Annotated in this window: 13 protein-coding genes; 7 read left to right on the top strand and 6 right to left on the bottom strand. The window is 41.6% G+C overall.

Annotated features, from left to right (window positions below; all coding sequences use genetic code 11):
• Positions 1-66: 66 nt before the first annotated feature.
• The 3 genes from FAZ19_RS23345 to FAZ19_RS23335 all read right to left on the bottom strand — a co-directional run bounded on the left by FAZ19_RS23345 (position 67) and on the right by FAZ19_RS23335 (position 3,628).
• Positions 67-1,221 (bottom strand): FecR family protein, encoded by a 1,155-nt coding sequence (locus FAZ19_RS23345; protein ID WP_136823195.1) that lies wholly within the window; start codon positions 1,219-1,221, stop codon positions 67-69.
• A gap of 76 nt (positions 1,222-1,297) precedes the next feature.
• Positions 1,298-1,873, bottom strand: coding sequence for an RNA polymerase sigma-70 factor (locus FAZ19_RS23340; protein WP_136823194.1), 576 nt, complete (start codon positions 1,871-1,873; stop codon positions 1,298-1,300).
• A gap of 561 nt (positions 1,874-2,434) precedes the next feature.
• Positions 2,435-3,628 carry an ATP-binding protein gene (locus tag FAZ19_RS23335; RefSeq protein WP_136823193.1) on the bottom strand — a complete coding sequence of 398 codons (1,194 nt, stop codon included), beginning with the start codon at positions 3,626-3,628 and terminating at the stop codon, positions 2,435-2,437.
• A 489-nt stretch (positions 3,629-4,117) separates the two neighbouring features.
• On the opposite strand from FAZ19_RS23335, the gene FAZ19_RS23330 reads away from it, so the two are divergent.
• Positions 4,118-5,314 carry an ATP-binding protein gene (locus FAZ19_RS23330; RefSeq protein WP_136823192.1) on the top strand — a complete coding sequence of 399 codons (1,197 nt, stop codon included), beginning with the start codon at positions 4,118-4,120 and terminating at the stop codon, positions 5,312-5,314.
• A gap of 140 nt (positions 5,315-5,454) precedes the next feature.
• Complete coding sequence (locus tag FAZ19_RS23325) at positions 5,455-5,724, top strand: DUF2683 family protein (RefSeq protein WP_136823191.1); 270 nt, start codon at positions 5,455-5,457, stop codon at positions 5,722-5,724.
• Positions 5,725-5,988: 264 nt separating this feature from the next.
• On the opposite strand, the gene FAZ19_RS23320 is transcribed toward FAZ19_RS23325, so the two are convergent.
• The 3 genes from FAZ19_RS23320 to FAZ19_RS23310 all read right to left on the bottom strand — a co-directional run bounded on the left by FAZ19_RS23320 (position 5,989) and on the right by FAZ19_RS23310 (position 7,193).
• On the bottom strand, positions 5,989-6,675 hold the full coding sequence (locus tag FAZ19_RS23320) for an ATP-binding protein (RefSeq protein ID WP_136823190.1): 687 nt from the start codon (positions 6,673-6,675) through the stop codon (positions 5,989-5,991).
• Between the two features lie 11 nt (positions 6,676-6,686).
• Complete coding sequence (locus FAZ19_RS23315) at positions 6,687-6,881, bottom strand: hypothetical protein (protein WP_136823189.1); 195 nt, start codon at positions 6,879-6,881, stop codon at positions 6,687-6,689.
• A 111-nt stretch (positions 6,882-6,992) separates the two neighbouring features.
• The gene (locus tag FAZ19_RS23310; protein WP_136823188.1) at positions 6,993-7,193 is read right to left on the bottom strand and encodes a hypothetical protein; all 201 of its coding nucleotides are present in this window, start codon (positions 7,191-7,193) and stop codon (positions 6,993-6,995) included.
• Positions 7,194-7,398: 205 nt separating this feature from the next.
• Between FAZ19_RS23310 and FAZ19_RS23305 the strand changes: the two genes are divergently transcribed.
• The 5 genes from FAZ19_RS23305 to FAZ19_RS23285 form a co-directional block, all read left to right on the top strand.
• On the top strand, positions 7,399-8,430 hold the full coding sequence (locus FAZ19_RS23305; protein WP_169305764.1) for an Rpn family recombination-promoting nuclease/putative transposase: 1,032 nt from the start codon (positions 7,399-7,401) through the stop codon (positions 8,428-8,430).
• 296 nt (positions 8,431-8,726) lie between these two features.
• Positions 8,727-9,980 (top strand): serpin family protein, encoded by a 1,254-nt coding sequence (locus tag FAZ19_RS23300; protein ID WP_136823186.1) that lies wholly within the window; start codon positions 8,727-8,729, stop codon positions 9,978-9,980.
• An 87-nt stretch (positions 9,981-10,067) separates the two neighbouring features.
• Entirely contained in the window at positions 10,068-10,538 is a 471-nt protein-coding gene (locus tag FAZ19_RS23295; protein WP_136823185.1) for a hypothetical protein, read from the top strand.
• Positions 10,539-11,064: 526 nt separating this feature from the next.
• A complete protein-coding gene (locus tag FAZ19_RS23290) occupies positions 11,065-14,688 on the top strand; it encodes a hypothetical protein (protein ID WP_136823184.1) in 3,624 nt (1,207 codons plus the stop codon).
• Positions 14,689-14,877: 189 nt separating this feature from the next.
• Positions 14,878-16,114: putative Ig domain-containing protein (locus tag FAZ19_RS23285; protein WP_188876238.1), on the top strand; the 1,237-nt coding region annotated here is incomplete at its 3' end.

Below are 16,114 nucleotides of genomic sequence, written 5' to 3'. Positions count from 1 at the left end.
AATTAGGTTAAACTGACAGCCAATTCCCGCTTGCTAAAGGGAGTTGGCTTTTTTAGTATATGGTAGTTATTTTGTCACTATGATCTTCCTCCCTTCTATTTTAAAATGAACTTCCCCTGTTTTTTCCATCATGTTGAGTATTTGGCTTACATTCCTGCCCCTGGATATCGAGGCGTTAAGTTTTACGTCCGATACATCTCCCAGATAAACAATATCGACATCATACCATCTCGCTAACTGCTTCATAATATCCGGCACACTTTGGTCCACAAACCTAAAGTCACCTTCTTTCCACGCGATTACTTCGTTGATATTTGCCGTTCTTACGACTATCTCCTGTCCAGTTATTAGCGACTTTTGTCCCGGTTTTAATACTTTTTTAGCACCGTTAGCATTCGCTGTATGCAATGGTCTGACACGCACGGACCCTTCGATCAGTGTGGTCTGTGCGACAGTTTCGTCTGAATAATCGTTAACGTTGAAGTGTGTTCCCAAGACCTCGATCTCCTGTGTACCTGAAGCCACAATAAACGGATGCTCTTTGTCTTTAGCAACTTCAAGATATGCCTCTCCGGAAATTTCTATGCGCCGGTGCTTAGCGCCGGCAAAAGATGCCGGAAACTTTATGGATGAAGCGGCATTGAGCCAGACTTTAGTTCCATCAGACAGAATTACCTGATATTGTCCTCCTCGTGGAGTTGTGATCGTATGTAACGAAGTGCGCTCATAGGCTAGCGCATCCTTTGTGGTAGTGTTACTGATTTTTGTTCCATCGCCATAACTTAATGCCGAGGCATCGATAACTACGGCATCCTTTTTATCACTGAGCGAGACCACTTCACCATTGGGCAAGGTAAGGGTAGCGATATTTTTCCCTGGAGCTATGTCATGCACATAACTCATCGCTCGATCTGTTTTGTCAGGTAACGGCTCACCAAGGTTATGATAAATCCCTATACCTACTGCTGTCACAACAACTGCAGCTGCTGCCGCAATGGAGACACGGCGCCACAATCTTCTGGGGGTGTTATTAAAACCTACCCGATCCATCACCTTGGATCGCATGCGGGATTCCGCCTCCTCTAGCTGCACCTCGGTTAACAAGAGACGGTCCTCCATATTCCAACTGTCATACCAGGCGTCAAGCTGCCTCAATTCAGATTCTGAACAACGTCCCTCGCGATAACGTTGTAAAATTTCTTGTTCGTTCTTTCTATCCATAATATAAAGTCAATACGGACTTAATATTAACATAACAGTTCAGAGAAGTGAATCGGGGATATGAAATTAAAAAAAATTAAAAAGTAAGCGTGCAGGTGATAAGAATTCGGACACCGATCCTAAAGCGGAGTGTCTTCAGGGATTTCTTTATCTGGTCCGCTACCGTATGTTCAGATAGGCCCAGCCTAGCCGCGATTTCTTTATTACTGAGGTGTTTATACCGGCTTAACACAAATACCTCGCGCATACGTGGTGGTAGGGCATTGATTTCTGATTCGATAATAGCTGAGAGCTGTTTCTCCCGAATCAGTTCGTCTGTTTTAGGATAAGACGGCTGCTCATAGTTCTTGATAGTAGAGGCATAATCGGATACGATCTTACTATGGCTTAACATATTAAGGATACGATTGCGCGTCATGGTAAACAGATAGCCTGATAAGTTGATATTTTTAACAAGGCTACGCTTTTCCCATAAGACCACAAAGATATCCTGCACTAAATCCTCTGCCGCGTCCTCATCACGGATTTTATTTAATACATGACTATACAGCAACTTGTTATAGCGGTTGAATATCTCCGTAAATGCAGACCGGTCACCAGCTACAAGTAGCGCTATTAACTCACCATCATCCTTAAGGTCATAAGCCGCCATTGTCGTAAATTATTACGTTTCTATTAAATATCAAACAAATTTTGTTTAGTAGATGGCAAAAAAATTGCAAATAGTTAATAAAAAGTATTTTATTTTCGATTATACTTTAATACGTAACTAATATTCATTGTATTAGGTGATTGTTCATCGCGTAATGCCTTTAAAAAAGAACATTAGTCACAAGTATAAAGATACGGATCTATTCGCAGTATCCAAAGGGCATCTGGCAAAGATCTGTCTCATCGGACCATTTCCCAATAGGGTGGCACGTGAGCGAAGATTTTTTTACCATGGAGAGCTTATAGAGTAGCTGGATTACCAACACTAATACGCATTTCGAATTTTCCAGTACCACTACAGGATTTTAGACCGCTATGAAGTTCCCGTAGAGAGTATTGCTGTATTTACGGCAGTCATCGGCAGGGGCGTGCGTCGTTTGTTCCATACACGTATAGCTTCTGGTTGCCCGAGTACTTTCGTTATTTTCTCCTGTAAAACGGTAGTCTTCAAGTAAAGAAGGATAAGATAACTTTTACAGATTTTAGCCCATATCTTGTAACATTAATACAAAAACCCGAACAGCCATAACGGCACCTTTGTACCGAAGCCTGTCTCAATATCGTCGGCGGCTATGAGGTAAGTGTCTGTATTCCGTACCTGTTTTGAAGTCTTGTTTTTACCGCCCACTTCAACATGAATATCATTAACGAGAAAATCACCTGTCTCCGGTTCGGATACCTGCAATTCGGCATTGATTAGCTGATTCAGCATAAAAGTTTCCCGTATATTTCCTGGGTCAGGCTGTGTATGTATAGCGTAAGAGAGATTGGTGTTTTCGAGGAATATTTTATCCGGTTTCTGCAACCTCGATACACCTTTTCCTTGTACGGAAAGTACATTCAATAAACGGGCGTCAGAAAGCTGATATACGTACTCTAAAATTCGATCTCTGGAAATATCAAGTTTTCCCGCTAGGGCTGAGATGTTAGGTTTGAAAGGAGCCGATTCAGCTATGACGCCCAACAGCTTTTTTACCTTCGCTGCTGTTCCCGAATTATAAGAGGCAATATAAGCTAAGTCCGTATCCACCACAGCATTTATTACTTGCTCCAACTTTGGTAAATATTCATTTTCCCCTTCTGTGAAAATAGGGAGGTATCCTATCTGGAGATATTTGGCAAAAAGAGGAAGAGGTCTTATTTTCGAGGTAATGTCCACTGCGATTTCACGATGATGATTCTTTATATCTTGAAGCGATATAGTCGGAAAATTAGCAGTACCGGTAAACATCAGATACTCTCTCAAAGAAAGACCTGCGAGTGTGTAGCTAATTACCCGGCGGCTAAGATCTGCCTGCCCACGATAAATATCCAATGCCGAAGAAGCGGAGAATATTACCTTCAGCTGAGGGATGCCATCATAAATGTTTTTTAGTTCTCTCGACCAGTTTGGGTATTTATGTACTTCATCGATCAGGAGTACCAACCCTCCCTGTTGATACCACTCCATTGCCGTATCAAGCAATGTGTGGTTGTAAAACCAAGTATGATCCGCCGTAATATACAAAGCATTTTCTTTGAGGGGGCCTAGGCCGTATTTGAGATGCTGCAATAACAGCGTTGTCTTACCGGCGCCCCTAGGGCCTTTAATGCCAATCATATGCTGATTCCAGTTGATTTTATCATGGAGGTACCTTCTGAACTCGTTAGTTACACTTTGTAATAAAATATCTTGGAAATGGAGTAATGTTTGCATATTGTTGTTTGTATACTGCAAATATAGGTAAAAATTGCAGTTTCAATACTGCAATTTTTACTCTATTTTAAGGTTTATAAACTGCAAAATAAGCTTCATCGTCTTTTGATGCTCATCCCTACAATTGTAGATAATTCTGGAGTAGATTCTTGGATTTACCAAACTATTGCAATCATGTGCTAATCCGGAAGCAATTGATAGATTCCGCCGAACCCCAGGTGTGACTTGAGTACAAGTCAGAAATAAAACTGCCTTCCGCGGTCGTTTGGTTAGTGTAACGGTGCTCGTGCTTTAATAATTTCTGGGCTTACAGTTTTTAGGCTAGTCACGGGCGCTGCTTTATTCTTATGACGTAGCTTCATTTTTTTGTGATTGTCTATCACGATAAACGATTTTTATAATATTTGTTTAGTGTAGTGAACAATATTCGTTATATTTGTTTATTGCAATGAACAATATTTGTTATATTTGTTTATTACGGCAAACGAAATGGAAGCGCTAATAGAATTATTTCAACGAAAACTCAGGCATGTAAGTGTTGATTTCAAGCGCAGTCTAATGCAAGAAGTCAACTGGAATGCGAGGTTAATCGGTATAAAAGGAGCTCGGGGCATCGGCAAAACAACCTTGCTCCTGCAACATATCAAGCTGCACTTGTCTGATCGATTAGACGAAGTGTTGTATGTAAGTTTGGATACGATATGGTTCAACACCAATTCATTAGTTGGGCTGGTTAAAGAATTCGAACAAAAGGGAGGGAAATACATATTCCTGGATGAAGTGCACAAATATGATGGCTGGGCGCAGGAATTGAAGAATATATACGATGACTATCCTGAACTGAAAATCGTTTTTACGGGGTCGTCCTTATTAGAAATCTTAAATGCACGGGCAGATCTTAGTAGAAGGGCTGTGATCTATACTATGCAGGGGTTTTCATTTAGGGAATATCTGGCTATCGAAACAGGTGTTCGATTTGAACGGATAACCTTAGTCGATTTATTGGCTCAACATACAGACAAAGCTAGGGAAGTAAATGAGCGGATCAAGCCTTTCCAGCATTTTTCGAACTATCTTCAACAGGGTTATTACCCCTACTATAAAGAACAGCCCGATCTCTATTTTATGCGTTTAGGAGAGGTATTAAATATGATGCTGGAGATTGAATTGCCGCTATTACGGCAGATAGACCTCGCTTATGTGGCTAAAATTAAACAGCTGCTAACGATCATTGCGGAATCCGTACCGTTCATCCCCAACGTAAGTAAAATAAGTGAAAAGATAGGAATTAACCGAAGTACCTTGTTGTCCTATCTGCACTATCTGGATGAAATAGATTTAACCACGAATCTTTTCAAATACGGGGAAGGAATCAGTCTGTTGCAAAAGCCATCGAAAATTTATCTCGAAAACACGAATCTTGTTTATTTGCTGGCAAAGGAAAATGCGAATCGCGGAAATCTTCGTGAAACGTTTTTTGCTAACCAAGTTGGTTATGCGCACGACCTTAGCTATGCCGAACAGGGAGATTTTACGGTGGACAATCAATATACCTTTGAAATTGGTGGTAAAGATAAAACAGAAAAACAGATTAAAGGAGTTGATAGGGCATATGTTGCTTCAGACGACATTACGCACGGTTTTCATCATAAGATCCCGTTATGGCTCTTTGGTTTTTTGTACTAATAGAGCTGGATGCCTTCCTATGATCATCTTTTTATAATTGCAGATAAAAATGAATTACGAATAGTGTTTTTTCTATTCGACTTCCGTGGATACAAAGCACTTTAACTACATTTGTATATAGTCTTTACAAAGAAAGAATTATGAAAGCAATCACAATACATCCGGAATCTATAGAACAATTAAAGACCGTTAAGGCTGTGTTAAAAGCTTTGAAAGTTCCTTTTGAACCCCAATCAGTTAGTTTGCCGGATCATGTAACAAAGAGTATTCATAAAGGACTTGATCAACATAACCGTGGTGAGTCAATTTCCTTAAAAGCGTTTAAACCTTTTGGTTGCAGACATATTTTAGTTCCTTTAGTTAAGGCTATACGGCTTTTCACTTGGTTGATTTTTTTTTGGAAATCCTAAGAATGTGCAAACTCTTTCTACACCAAAAACTCTTCAGACTTTTCCCAAACATTCTATCCTCTATATTAATAGGCACGGGACAGAGTCCATGCGCCGGCGATTTGCATATACCGGCGGGAGCGGAGATTTATGCAGGTGCAGATCGTAGAGAAGTATAGAAAGAAAAAAGAGGCTATCAGCCAAAAGTGTTGCACGACGTACACTCAATTTCCAGGTGAAGCCAAATGTCAAGAGTTCTTTATTTGGAATGAAGTTATCATGGTGTCAATCAATAATTTCCCAATAGCCTCTTTTAGTAGAACCTACACGTCGTATAATATTGTTATCTGTCATTTTTTTGATGTTTCTCGCTATATTCGTAGGAGCAATGCCTACGATTTCTGCCAGTTCCGAATAGGTCACTCTGCTATTCGATCTTATTGCGGATAAAATCTTCAACTGATTAGGCGTTAATCTATCACTCACGTTGGGTAGTTCTGTAGATGTCTTCTGCTCTGTATAACTCAGCGTAACAAGAAAGCCCGTAGCTTTTTCTTCAAAATCAAACTTCATCGTGGGGTAAGTTGAGAGTTCATTACGTACCCTTAGAAAGCCACTTCCGTACTTCTCAATATCTCCGGTAAGGTAAAACGCCTCGGCAATTAGTTTGTTCCTAGCTTGAGCTTGGTAATCATCACCCTTAAGTTCGGATAACGTAAGTCCGCCGTAGAGACTACCAGGATTGTAAAACGTTATTTTATTATCAAATATCTTGACCTGTATATCAACAGGGCTCATGTAATCTCTATGGATCAGCGAATTGAGTAAAATTTCACGTAAGGCAGGTAGAGGATATTCAAAAATCTCTGTACGTTGGGTAGGCATACCCTTGATCTCAAATGCCACTTTTATTTGGGAGATCACATAACGCATAGCATCTTCGATCGTGTCAAACAGAGATCCATTAAACATGCGATCATCAATTATAAAGGAGGGGGGGTCAGTCTTCCCATATGTACATTATAACCGATGTTCCCCTTGCCGAACAGCAGCCACGCGGCATTTGTAATCCGGTTTTCCTTATTGATCAGTTTAGGCTTCTTTAAGTTTTCTATTGGGTCGCCGGCTACCGCCCTTAGTATTGGCAAAGGCCGAAAGCGATTCAATGGCGGAGTCATTGAATGAAGTTTTAAATTCCGTGCGTGAATCTTCTATAAGCGGTTTAATCATTGGATAACACAACTAATTCCTTACAAATATAACTATCTTATCTCTATTTCATAGGAATGTTAATGGAGATGTTTAATTTCTTCTGCCGGCTTATCAGATGCAAAAGCCCCAAACGATTTGAAGAACTCTTTTTCTTTGGTTTTGTTATCTTTCCTGATGGATTTTGCGAGTTTTTCAAGCAATTCGAGCTTACTAATCGAACTCAAGCTTTCGAAAAGTCCCGAATATGTTTCAATAATATGTCTTTCAGCGTGGGTCATCTTAATCTCTTTAATAACGAATTAACGAAATAATCTTCAATTATTTATTGGACAATAACGAAAACAGCGGTAGCTGACACGTTATGTTATCCGTTTACAAACGTTTATAATCGACTATAAGCGTTTACCGTACGGCTAATATTTTTAGTTTTATGGAGGTTTGCATTAACAATTTTTATTCATGTTAAAGCAAACAATGTTTATTATGAAAGACTCAGTACATCCAGTATTTATCGACCCTACCACTGACGAGGGTTTCAAGAGATTATTTGGCGATAAGACCAACCTTATCAATTTTCTCAACATCATCTTCCGCGGGCGCAAGGTCATCGTAGATCTTATCTACCGCGACACCGAGCGTGTCGGATCAGCCGAAGATATCGGTACCGTAATCTTCGATCTGGTAGTAGAGACCAGCACGGGCCAGGAGATCATTATTGAGATGCAGACCAGTCATCATTCCAACCTCAAGAAGCGTATGTTATACTATGCCAGCAAAGTTATCTCCGACAAGGCTCCCCATGGCGGGCGTAGGAGCTGGGCATACGCTCTTCCAGAGGTATATACCATTATCCTCATGGATGGCTTCCATATGCCCGATAGCACCAATGATGCCCATTTTCACGATATCTGTCTGTGCGATAGAGACTCGGGGGAAATATTTTACGAAGGATTGGGGTTTATTTACATGGAACTGATTAACTTTGTAAAAGGCGAGGGCGAACTGGAGAGCGATTTGGATAAGGTATTCTTTATGCTTAAGAATATGTCTAGGTTAAAGACGTTGCCGCGGATACTGAATTCAGATGTATTCCAGCGGTTTTTCCAGTTGGCGCGTTACGCGAAATTGACAAAGGAGGAGCGACATATGTACGATATCAGTTTAAAGCGCAAATGGGATGCGGAAGCGGTGCGTCAGGCGCAGGAGGAACAGCGTCAGGCATTAGAGGAAGACCGGCAGGCACTGGAGGAACAAAGGCAAGCGTTATTGGTGAAGCAAGAGGCGTTAGAGCAGAGTAAGCAGGCACTGGAGGATAAGCAGCAAGTAGTGGATAAGAAGCAGCAAATAGTGGATAAGAAGGAGCGAGCATTAGAGGAGGCGCTTGTTGAAGCCGAGTCAAAAGCCTATGCTGAAAGATTAGAAACAGCACGCAAGATGTTGAGCAAAGGCTATGACAAATTCGATATCTGTGAACTTCTAGGCCTTTCAGCTGAAGAAGTCGAGGCGCTCACATAGCCTGACAAAATTTATAAATTATTACAGCCATCCAATTCTGGGTGGCTTTTTTTTAGCCGCCCGTTCCCCGTCGCAGTAGTTACACCCTCTCTTTCCTAACTACTTTATCTTCCGATACGTCTGTACGCTCCGCTTGGATACGCTGCCGTCAGCATTAAGACCTTCCAAAATATATATTATGCATGATGGCGACATGCGGGATGAGACATTGAGGCCGCAGCTTGTGGCTTCAACGATATTTTCGCTGTAGCATTTTATATCCAGGCTTCGTTTTAGCATGATAACTATACACGATTATGAACAGGAAAACCACTTTATGGATAATTTTCGCGACACTTGTGCTTTTCTCATCCTGTGAGAAGAAAGATATACCTTTTGACGAGCGAAACCTCGAATTGACCGCCGCCGAAAAGCAGCTTGTCGATTTAAATAATGAATTTGCTTTTGATATGATGGCCCAACTCTCCGGGAATATCACGGCAAATGAAAACCTGTTCTTTTCACCATTGAGTGTGGGGGCAGCACTTACCATGACCAGTAACGGCGCGAAAGGCGAAACTTTAAGTCAAATGCAGAAAGCATTGAATATGGACGGAATAGATGCAGAGTTGGTCAATGCATACTACAAAAAGCTTATTACGGATTTGCCGTATCTGAATGCGAAGACTAACATGGAGATAGCCAATTCAATTTGGTACACGAACGAATTTAGCGTACGTAATAGTTTTCTGGATATGAACAGAAACTATTTCAATGCCGAAATATCACCTTTGGACTTTTCAAATCCGCAGGCCCTAAATAGAATAAATGGATGGGTGAACGAGAAGACAAAGACAAAAATTCCAAGTATCCTAGATCAGATTCCTGGCGACGTCGTTATGTACCTCATCAATGCCATCTATTTCAAAGGAGCTTGGGACTATAAATTCGACAAGAGCAAGACCAAGAAGGAAGATTTTAAAAAGTCCGATGGAGAGGTGATCCAAACTGATTTCATGGAGACCGAACACACCTTCAATACGGCTTCCACAACGGATTATGAGGCCATTCAATTACCCTATACAGACCGAAAATTTGATATGGTCCTTGTCAAATCCAAACCGGGGAAATCATTGGGCAATCTGAAGGCTACTTTTCAAGATCCAGCAGCGATCAAATCGTTGGTGGAGGGTTTCCGGGGAACCAAGGCCAAGGTGCATCTGCCAAAATTCAAGACCAGTTATGAGAGTTCATTAGCACCGATGCTGGTCAGCTTCGGTATGGTTAAACCTTTTAATGTCGGGGCCGATTTTACAGGAATCACAGAAAATGGCGGAGTGTATATCAGCGATGTAAAGCACAAAGCCTTTGTAGAGGTTAGTGAAGAAGGAACCGAGGCGGCCGCTGTTACGATCGTTGGCATTGAGCTAACCTCCATGCCGCAACCGCAGGAGCCTATTGTCATCCGCTTTGACGAACCTTTTTTATTTTTTATCCGGGAGGCATCTTCCGGGCTGGTGCTTTTTGCAGGCCAGATCAATGACCCAACTAGAGACGCGACTAAGAAATAACAGGTATACGAATTTTTCTATTCGACTTCCGTGGATACAAAGCACGTTAACTACATTTGTATATAGACCGGGTAAAAAAGATAAGATATGAAATACAAATTATTATTTAAATCTGCTTTGGTCTGTCTGTCGTGTTTACTATTAGCCAGTAAATGTGCGATGGACTACTACTACCCACTTTCTCGGCAAAATAACTCGGATGAAAATATTTACTTTCACATGAATAGGAATACAGTGCATTCCTATCCAGATTCAATTATCTACTTCGAGGAACAGAACAAACTGATCATATACCCCGATCAAAAGAAAGAAGTAGCCGGAGGTGGTCTTTCTTGGGAAAAAATTTACAAGGGGATTCCAAAAGATACAATTTCCTTTTTTATTATTAACGCTGATACACTGGCGAAGTATCCTCGTGAAGTTGTAAATGAGCGGTATATGATTCTTAGACGTTATGATCTAAGTATCTTTGACCTGCAAAAGCTCGATTACACATTGCGGTATCCGCCAACTGAAGCGATGCGTGACATGAAAATGTATCCAAAGTATGTCGAATAGTTAGAAATGAAAATTGCGAGTTAGTGGTCCTCCACCCCCAACAATATGCCTACGGGAACCTTTCCCGTTATGCCATTCAAGATATATTTTTGAAAAAATCAGTCATTGATAATGTGGTGTTAAAACCCCTATGTTATTTTTAATTCATAAGTGGCGAGTTCGGTTTCCAAAGTAAGACGATAATTTGAGACGACGAATTCATTATGCTCCATTAGGAGCCCAACCAATTATACTTAATAAGTATCTTATAACGGAGAGGAAGGACTGGACGAGGAGTTAAAGGCATAAGAATTCACTTTTGCATGGTAACCACAAACAAATACTCCAACGTGGAATCAAGAGGTGTAAAGCGGTAAATATTCTGCAATATGCAATTGTAGTAGCCGCGTTGTTAACAGTATAGACATATTGTAATAATAATCATGATTCCTTTGTTAACTCTGAATCAAGTTTTTTTTAAATCCATTTGGAACCATTGGTAATGCTAAGTCAAATGTTTACCATTGCTCTGTATAAAAAACCAACTATGAAAGTATTAACCTCATGTCTAGGGGCTATTTTTAATAATAGATATAGCATAAGACAACGTCGAATGGAATTCCTAAAGTTGTTTGCTTTACCAAAGCAATCGAGCTTGATCATTCTGCTTTATTGGACCTTGTTCAGCAACTTATTATTTGCTCAGCAGGAAGTTCCGTTGACCAAAGCACCCGACCTTCCGTCACCGACAGCCAGTTCACTGGGTATATATGGTGATATACCGGTATCTCATTACACGGGCATTCCCAATATAATAATCCCATTTACCTCTTTTGTTGGCGGAGACCTCAATTTGGATATTTCGTTGAGTTATCATGGTCGTGGGGTGAAAGTCGAAGATGAGGCAGGATGGGCTGGTATATCCTGGTCATTAAATGCTGGCGGTATTATAACAAGGACCATTAGAGGAGAGGATGATTTTCCGGAGGTAAAGAAGACTTATCCGAATTCTATATATAGTAGGAGTAAAGGTTATTTCAAAGAGGCTAGTTTTCCCAATTTTAATATGCCCCATATTCTGGATATTTACGATCGGTATGTACAAGGGCAATATGAAATGATACATAGCTATGGTAACCAGTATCCGTTAATTAAAACATTTCAGGAGTCGATTGCCTTACGTGGTATCGATGGACAGGCTGATATTTTCAATTTCAATTTTAATGGCAGATCGGGTAAATTTATTATCGATAAACCTCGTCATTCAGGTGAGACCTACAATATCGTACTACTAACGAAAGACGACCTCAAGGTTGAATTAATTAATAACGATGTGACTGGTATGCAAGGGTTTAAGGTGACCGACGAAAAGGGCGTCGAATACTGGTTTGATAAGGTAGAGAAATCAAGAAGCCGATCAGGTAAAGCTTTAGCGGGCAAGCTACATTATGAAGAAGGTGTTCCATATGATGCCACTTGCAAACTTTCGGAAAAGGGAAAACGTAATATCAGGAATAAGTATGGTGAGTATGATGTTTCTCCACAAGCATATCGCTATGCTCTATCATCATGGTACCTTACAAAGATGGTAAGCCCAACGGGCTCAACCATTAACTTTGTTTATAGCGAGGCAGCAGAGTACCTCTTACTATTACCTTCGAGAGTTCAAACTCTTGTAGTTCCAGTAAGTCAACCTATTTCGTGTATAGAAAATGTGTTTTCGTACTCTTTTACAATTAGCGAATCGAAAAATCTTTATCTAAAAGAGATAGTACACAAAGATGCGAAAGTCACTTTCAATACGTCAAATAGGTCGGACATGCAGCAGACTAATGGTGTTTACCAGCAAAAGATCGACAATATTATTTATACCTCTCGCGGGAAACAGCAATTTAGGTGGAATTTTTCTTATTCGTATTTTGATAGTGGAAGTATGCATCCTGATTATATCAGGAAGAGACTTAAATTGTCTTCGGTTTCACGGGTAGATGATAATAATAACACATCCTCTTATTCATTTGAATATTTGGACACAGGTACAGGAAAACTTCCTGATAAAGATTCTTTTGCACAGGATTTATTTGGTTTCTATAATGGGCAGCTTGACAACGATCCAAAAAACGTTTTTTTACCATATTTTCCATACTATGCTAGAGTTGGTTCGGTAAATGCTTTTTTGACAGGCGGTAGGGGAGTGTACGGTGACCGGGATGTACATGAGCAATATGTGACGGCGGGAATGCTAAAAAAAATAAAATATCCTACGGGGGGGTATACGGCTTTTGAATTTGAAAGTAACGATTATGCAAATTACGAAGCGATACACTATGCTGCGGGAAATAATCATTTGTTAGAAGGTACAGGAGGAAGCATAACCGTAGCTGCTGACTGGATTAATTTAAGTGATCCCGAGCTGCGAAAAGGCCTGGGATGTCGAATCAAAAGCATTACTGACTATGCAGCTACGGGTGCGCTGGCAACAAAAAAATCGTATTCCTACGGTTGGAGTGGCAAGCTTATGTATGCCATGAAGCATTTGAGCTATTATAACTTTGATTTTAATAACTCATTTTATAAATTGAGTTCTTATAGCCAAAACTCATATAGTTCGTCTGCGGCAGGTACTGCACTTGGGTACAGTGAAGTGGAGGAGCGTAAGACTGGTTCGAATGGGCAGAGTCTTGGCTTCGAACGGTTCAAATTTGAAAATAAGACCGAGTCAAATAACGGTCTGTTTATCTTTAGGCTGGGCACGCCGTGTGAAGCCTGGAGGCGGGATATACAGTATACTTACGATTATCAGACTCCATATGTTTTTTTCTGCAATCAATATCCTTTTAGTAGCCGTAAAGATTTGTTTGCGGAGGATGCGCCCAATATTACGCACGCTTCAAATGGAAATCTTCTTGAACATGAGATATATAATGCGAGCTATAAGTTGGTATATAAAAAAAGTAATACCTATCAGGAATTAGGTACTGTTAATATCAGAGGGGCTGCACCAAGCTATTTACCTATTAACGCTTCAGTCTTTACCGTGTTGTTTACCGAAAAATCAGTCTTTAAGGCTCTTAAAGAGGTCAGGGTTTTTGAAAATGGGAAAGAGCAGTTAACAGAATATGAGTATGATCCAGCTTCTCGAAATAACCAAGTGTATTCCGTGCGGACAACTGAGAGTGATGGTAGTTTGCGGTCTAAGTATTTTACTTATTTTTCTGATTATGGTGTCGGTGCCTCCTCCGATCCCGTAATGGTCGGCATCAACTCCTTAAGGGCCAAGCATATTTATAGCCCAATAGAAATTGTAGACGAAGTAGAACGAGGTAGCGATAAACGTGTGGTTCAGGCTCAGTTATTTACCTATCTTCCTGCTAATGGAAAAGTAATACGTAGATATTTGTTGAATACAGAATCTCCTGTTGTTCGCTCAAATTTTACGCGAAGTTATGTCAGTTCCAATGGTGTCTTTCAAAAGGACTTTCGGTACGAATTGCGCGAAGCTATCACGCGCGACAATTTATATGGGAATCCCATTGAAGTTGTCTCTAATACGTCCAATAAAGCCGCATTTGTTTGGGATTACAACGGTCAATATCCTATAGGAAAGGCTGTCAATGCACTTTCTGGAGAATTTACCATTATGGATGTCGATCAGGATGGTAGATTTTTGTGTAACCATTACGATAATATGCCGTTGGACTTCGAGATAGAAACCGATCCGGTTTTTGGATATGCGATAGCCATTTATTCGGGTATCGGTTTCATGCACTTTAGCAATCAGCTTGATGCGAATAAGGTATATGAGATGACGTTCTGGGAACTCGAATCCGATTTCGGGGAAGATATGAATTATGCAACAGTTCTATCTAGCGAGATTGTTGCCGAGAGGGGGAATTGGAACCAGCGTAGGATACGGTTTACCTCTGTCAATGGAGGTCTGTTAGTAAACACCAATTACGGGCATATCAAAAATCTTGTCATTAAACCTGCCGATGCCCAGGTAAGCATCTATACCTACAGACCGCTTGTAGGGATGACGAGTATGACAGATCCGCGTGGCATTACGGAGTATTACAAATACGACGGCTTCCAGCGACTGAAGGATGTGCTGGATTTCGAGAGCAATGTATTGAAAAATTATCAGTACCACTATAAACCCGGCACTAACTAAAAAACACGACCCCTTATTGATCAGGATATGAAGCTATCATCCATTAAACTATATAGTTACCTGTCGCTGCTGTTTGCAGTGCAGTTCTTAAGCGCCGGAGCGCAGACAGATACCCTGAACGCACATTTGCAGTCTGTCGTCCCGGCTTCCATGATGAACATGTCGCAGGTCTTACCTGAGGGTGGCATGGTGCAGCCCCTATCCACGGGTGCACCTGTCATCAGTTACGGAGCGGCACGTACCTTTGCGGTGAACGAGCAGATCAGCTGGTCACCAACAAACAGCGGCGACGCTGCTACTTTCTCGGTCACGGTTGAACAGACACTGCTATCAGGTTATTACAATCCGCTGAATACGGCGAGCGCTGCTGACGGATCGCTCTATATCACCAATACGGGCTACCATTCCATTTTGAAGCGTACAGCCGCAGGCGTGCAGACGGTTTTTGCGGGTGGCAACAGTACGGTCTATGGCTATGTTAACGGTACGGGTACGGCAGCACGTTTCCGCCATCCGAGCTTTCTGGCCATAGATGCCTCGGGCAATATCTTTGTCGCCGACCAGCAGAACCACCGCATCCGTAAGATTACACCTTCGGGTGTGGTAACAACCTTTGCAGGAAGCGGAAGTATCGGCTCTGCCAACGGCACGGGTACGGCGGCCTCGTTCCATTATCCCATGGGGCTTGCATTCGACGGATCGGGCAACCTTTATGTTGCGGATGCCTATAATAACAAGATACGAAAGATCACACCTTCGGGAGTTGTTAGTGACTACGCCGGAAGTGGGGTTCAGGGGCAGCAGGATGGAACGGTGCTTACCGCGCGCTTCTATCAGCCCAAATCGCTGTATTTCGATAGCAACGGAGATCTGTATGTAGCCGATCGTCTTAATAATATCTTACGTAAGGTGAGCGGTGGTAACGTCACCACGGTTGCGGGCAATGGCACGACTGGCTTTGTCGATGGACAGGGGAGCGCAGCACGGTTCAACGGTTTCAGTGATTTTGTAATCAGGCGTGGCAATATCTACTCGGTGGATATGCTCAACAATGCCCTGCGTTATATCTCTCCATCGGGCAATGTCATCACAATATCTACCAGTGGCCAGATCACCAATCCGTTCAGCATCTCAGAAGATGCCGCCGGTAAATTATATATTGCCGAGAATACGTCCCATCGGATTAAGAAGGTGAGTGTACAGCAGGCCTATAGTATCAGCCCGGCACTTCCCATCGGTCTGACATTTGACCATTCCACGGGGAAGATCAGCGGGAAGCTATCTGCTGTTACGGTCAGCCAGAGCTATACGGTGACTGCGCGAAATACCAGCGGGACAGCCACTTCGATCCTCACTTTTTCAGTGGGCGGTTCTTCTGGAGGTGCCAATTTCGGCAGCAGCGACCAGAACTATATCCTGGAGACCG

Source organism: Sphingobacterium alkalisoli (assembly GCF_005049105.1).
Lineage (GTDB): Bacteria > Bacteroidota > Bacteroidia > Sphingobacteriales > Sphingobacteriaceae > Sphingobacterium > Sphingobacterium alkalisoli.
The sequence above is the reverse complement of the archived record's forward strand: the minus strand, read 5'-3'. Positions and strand labels throughout refer to the sequence as shown.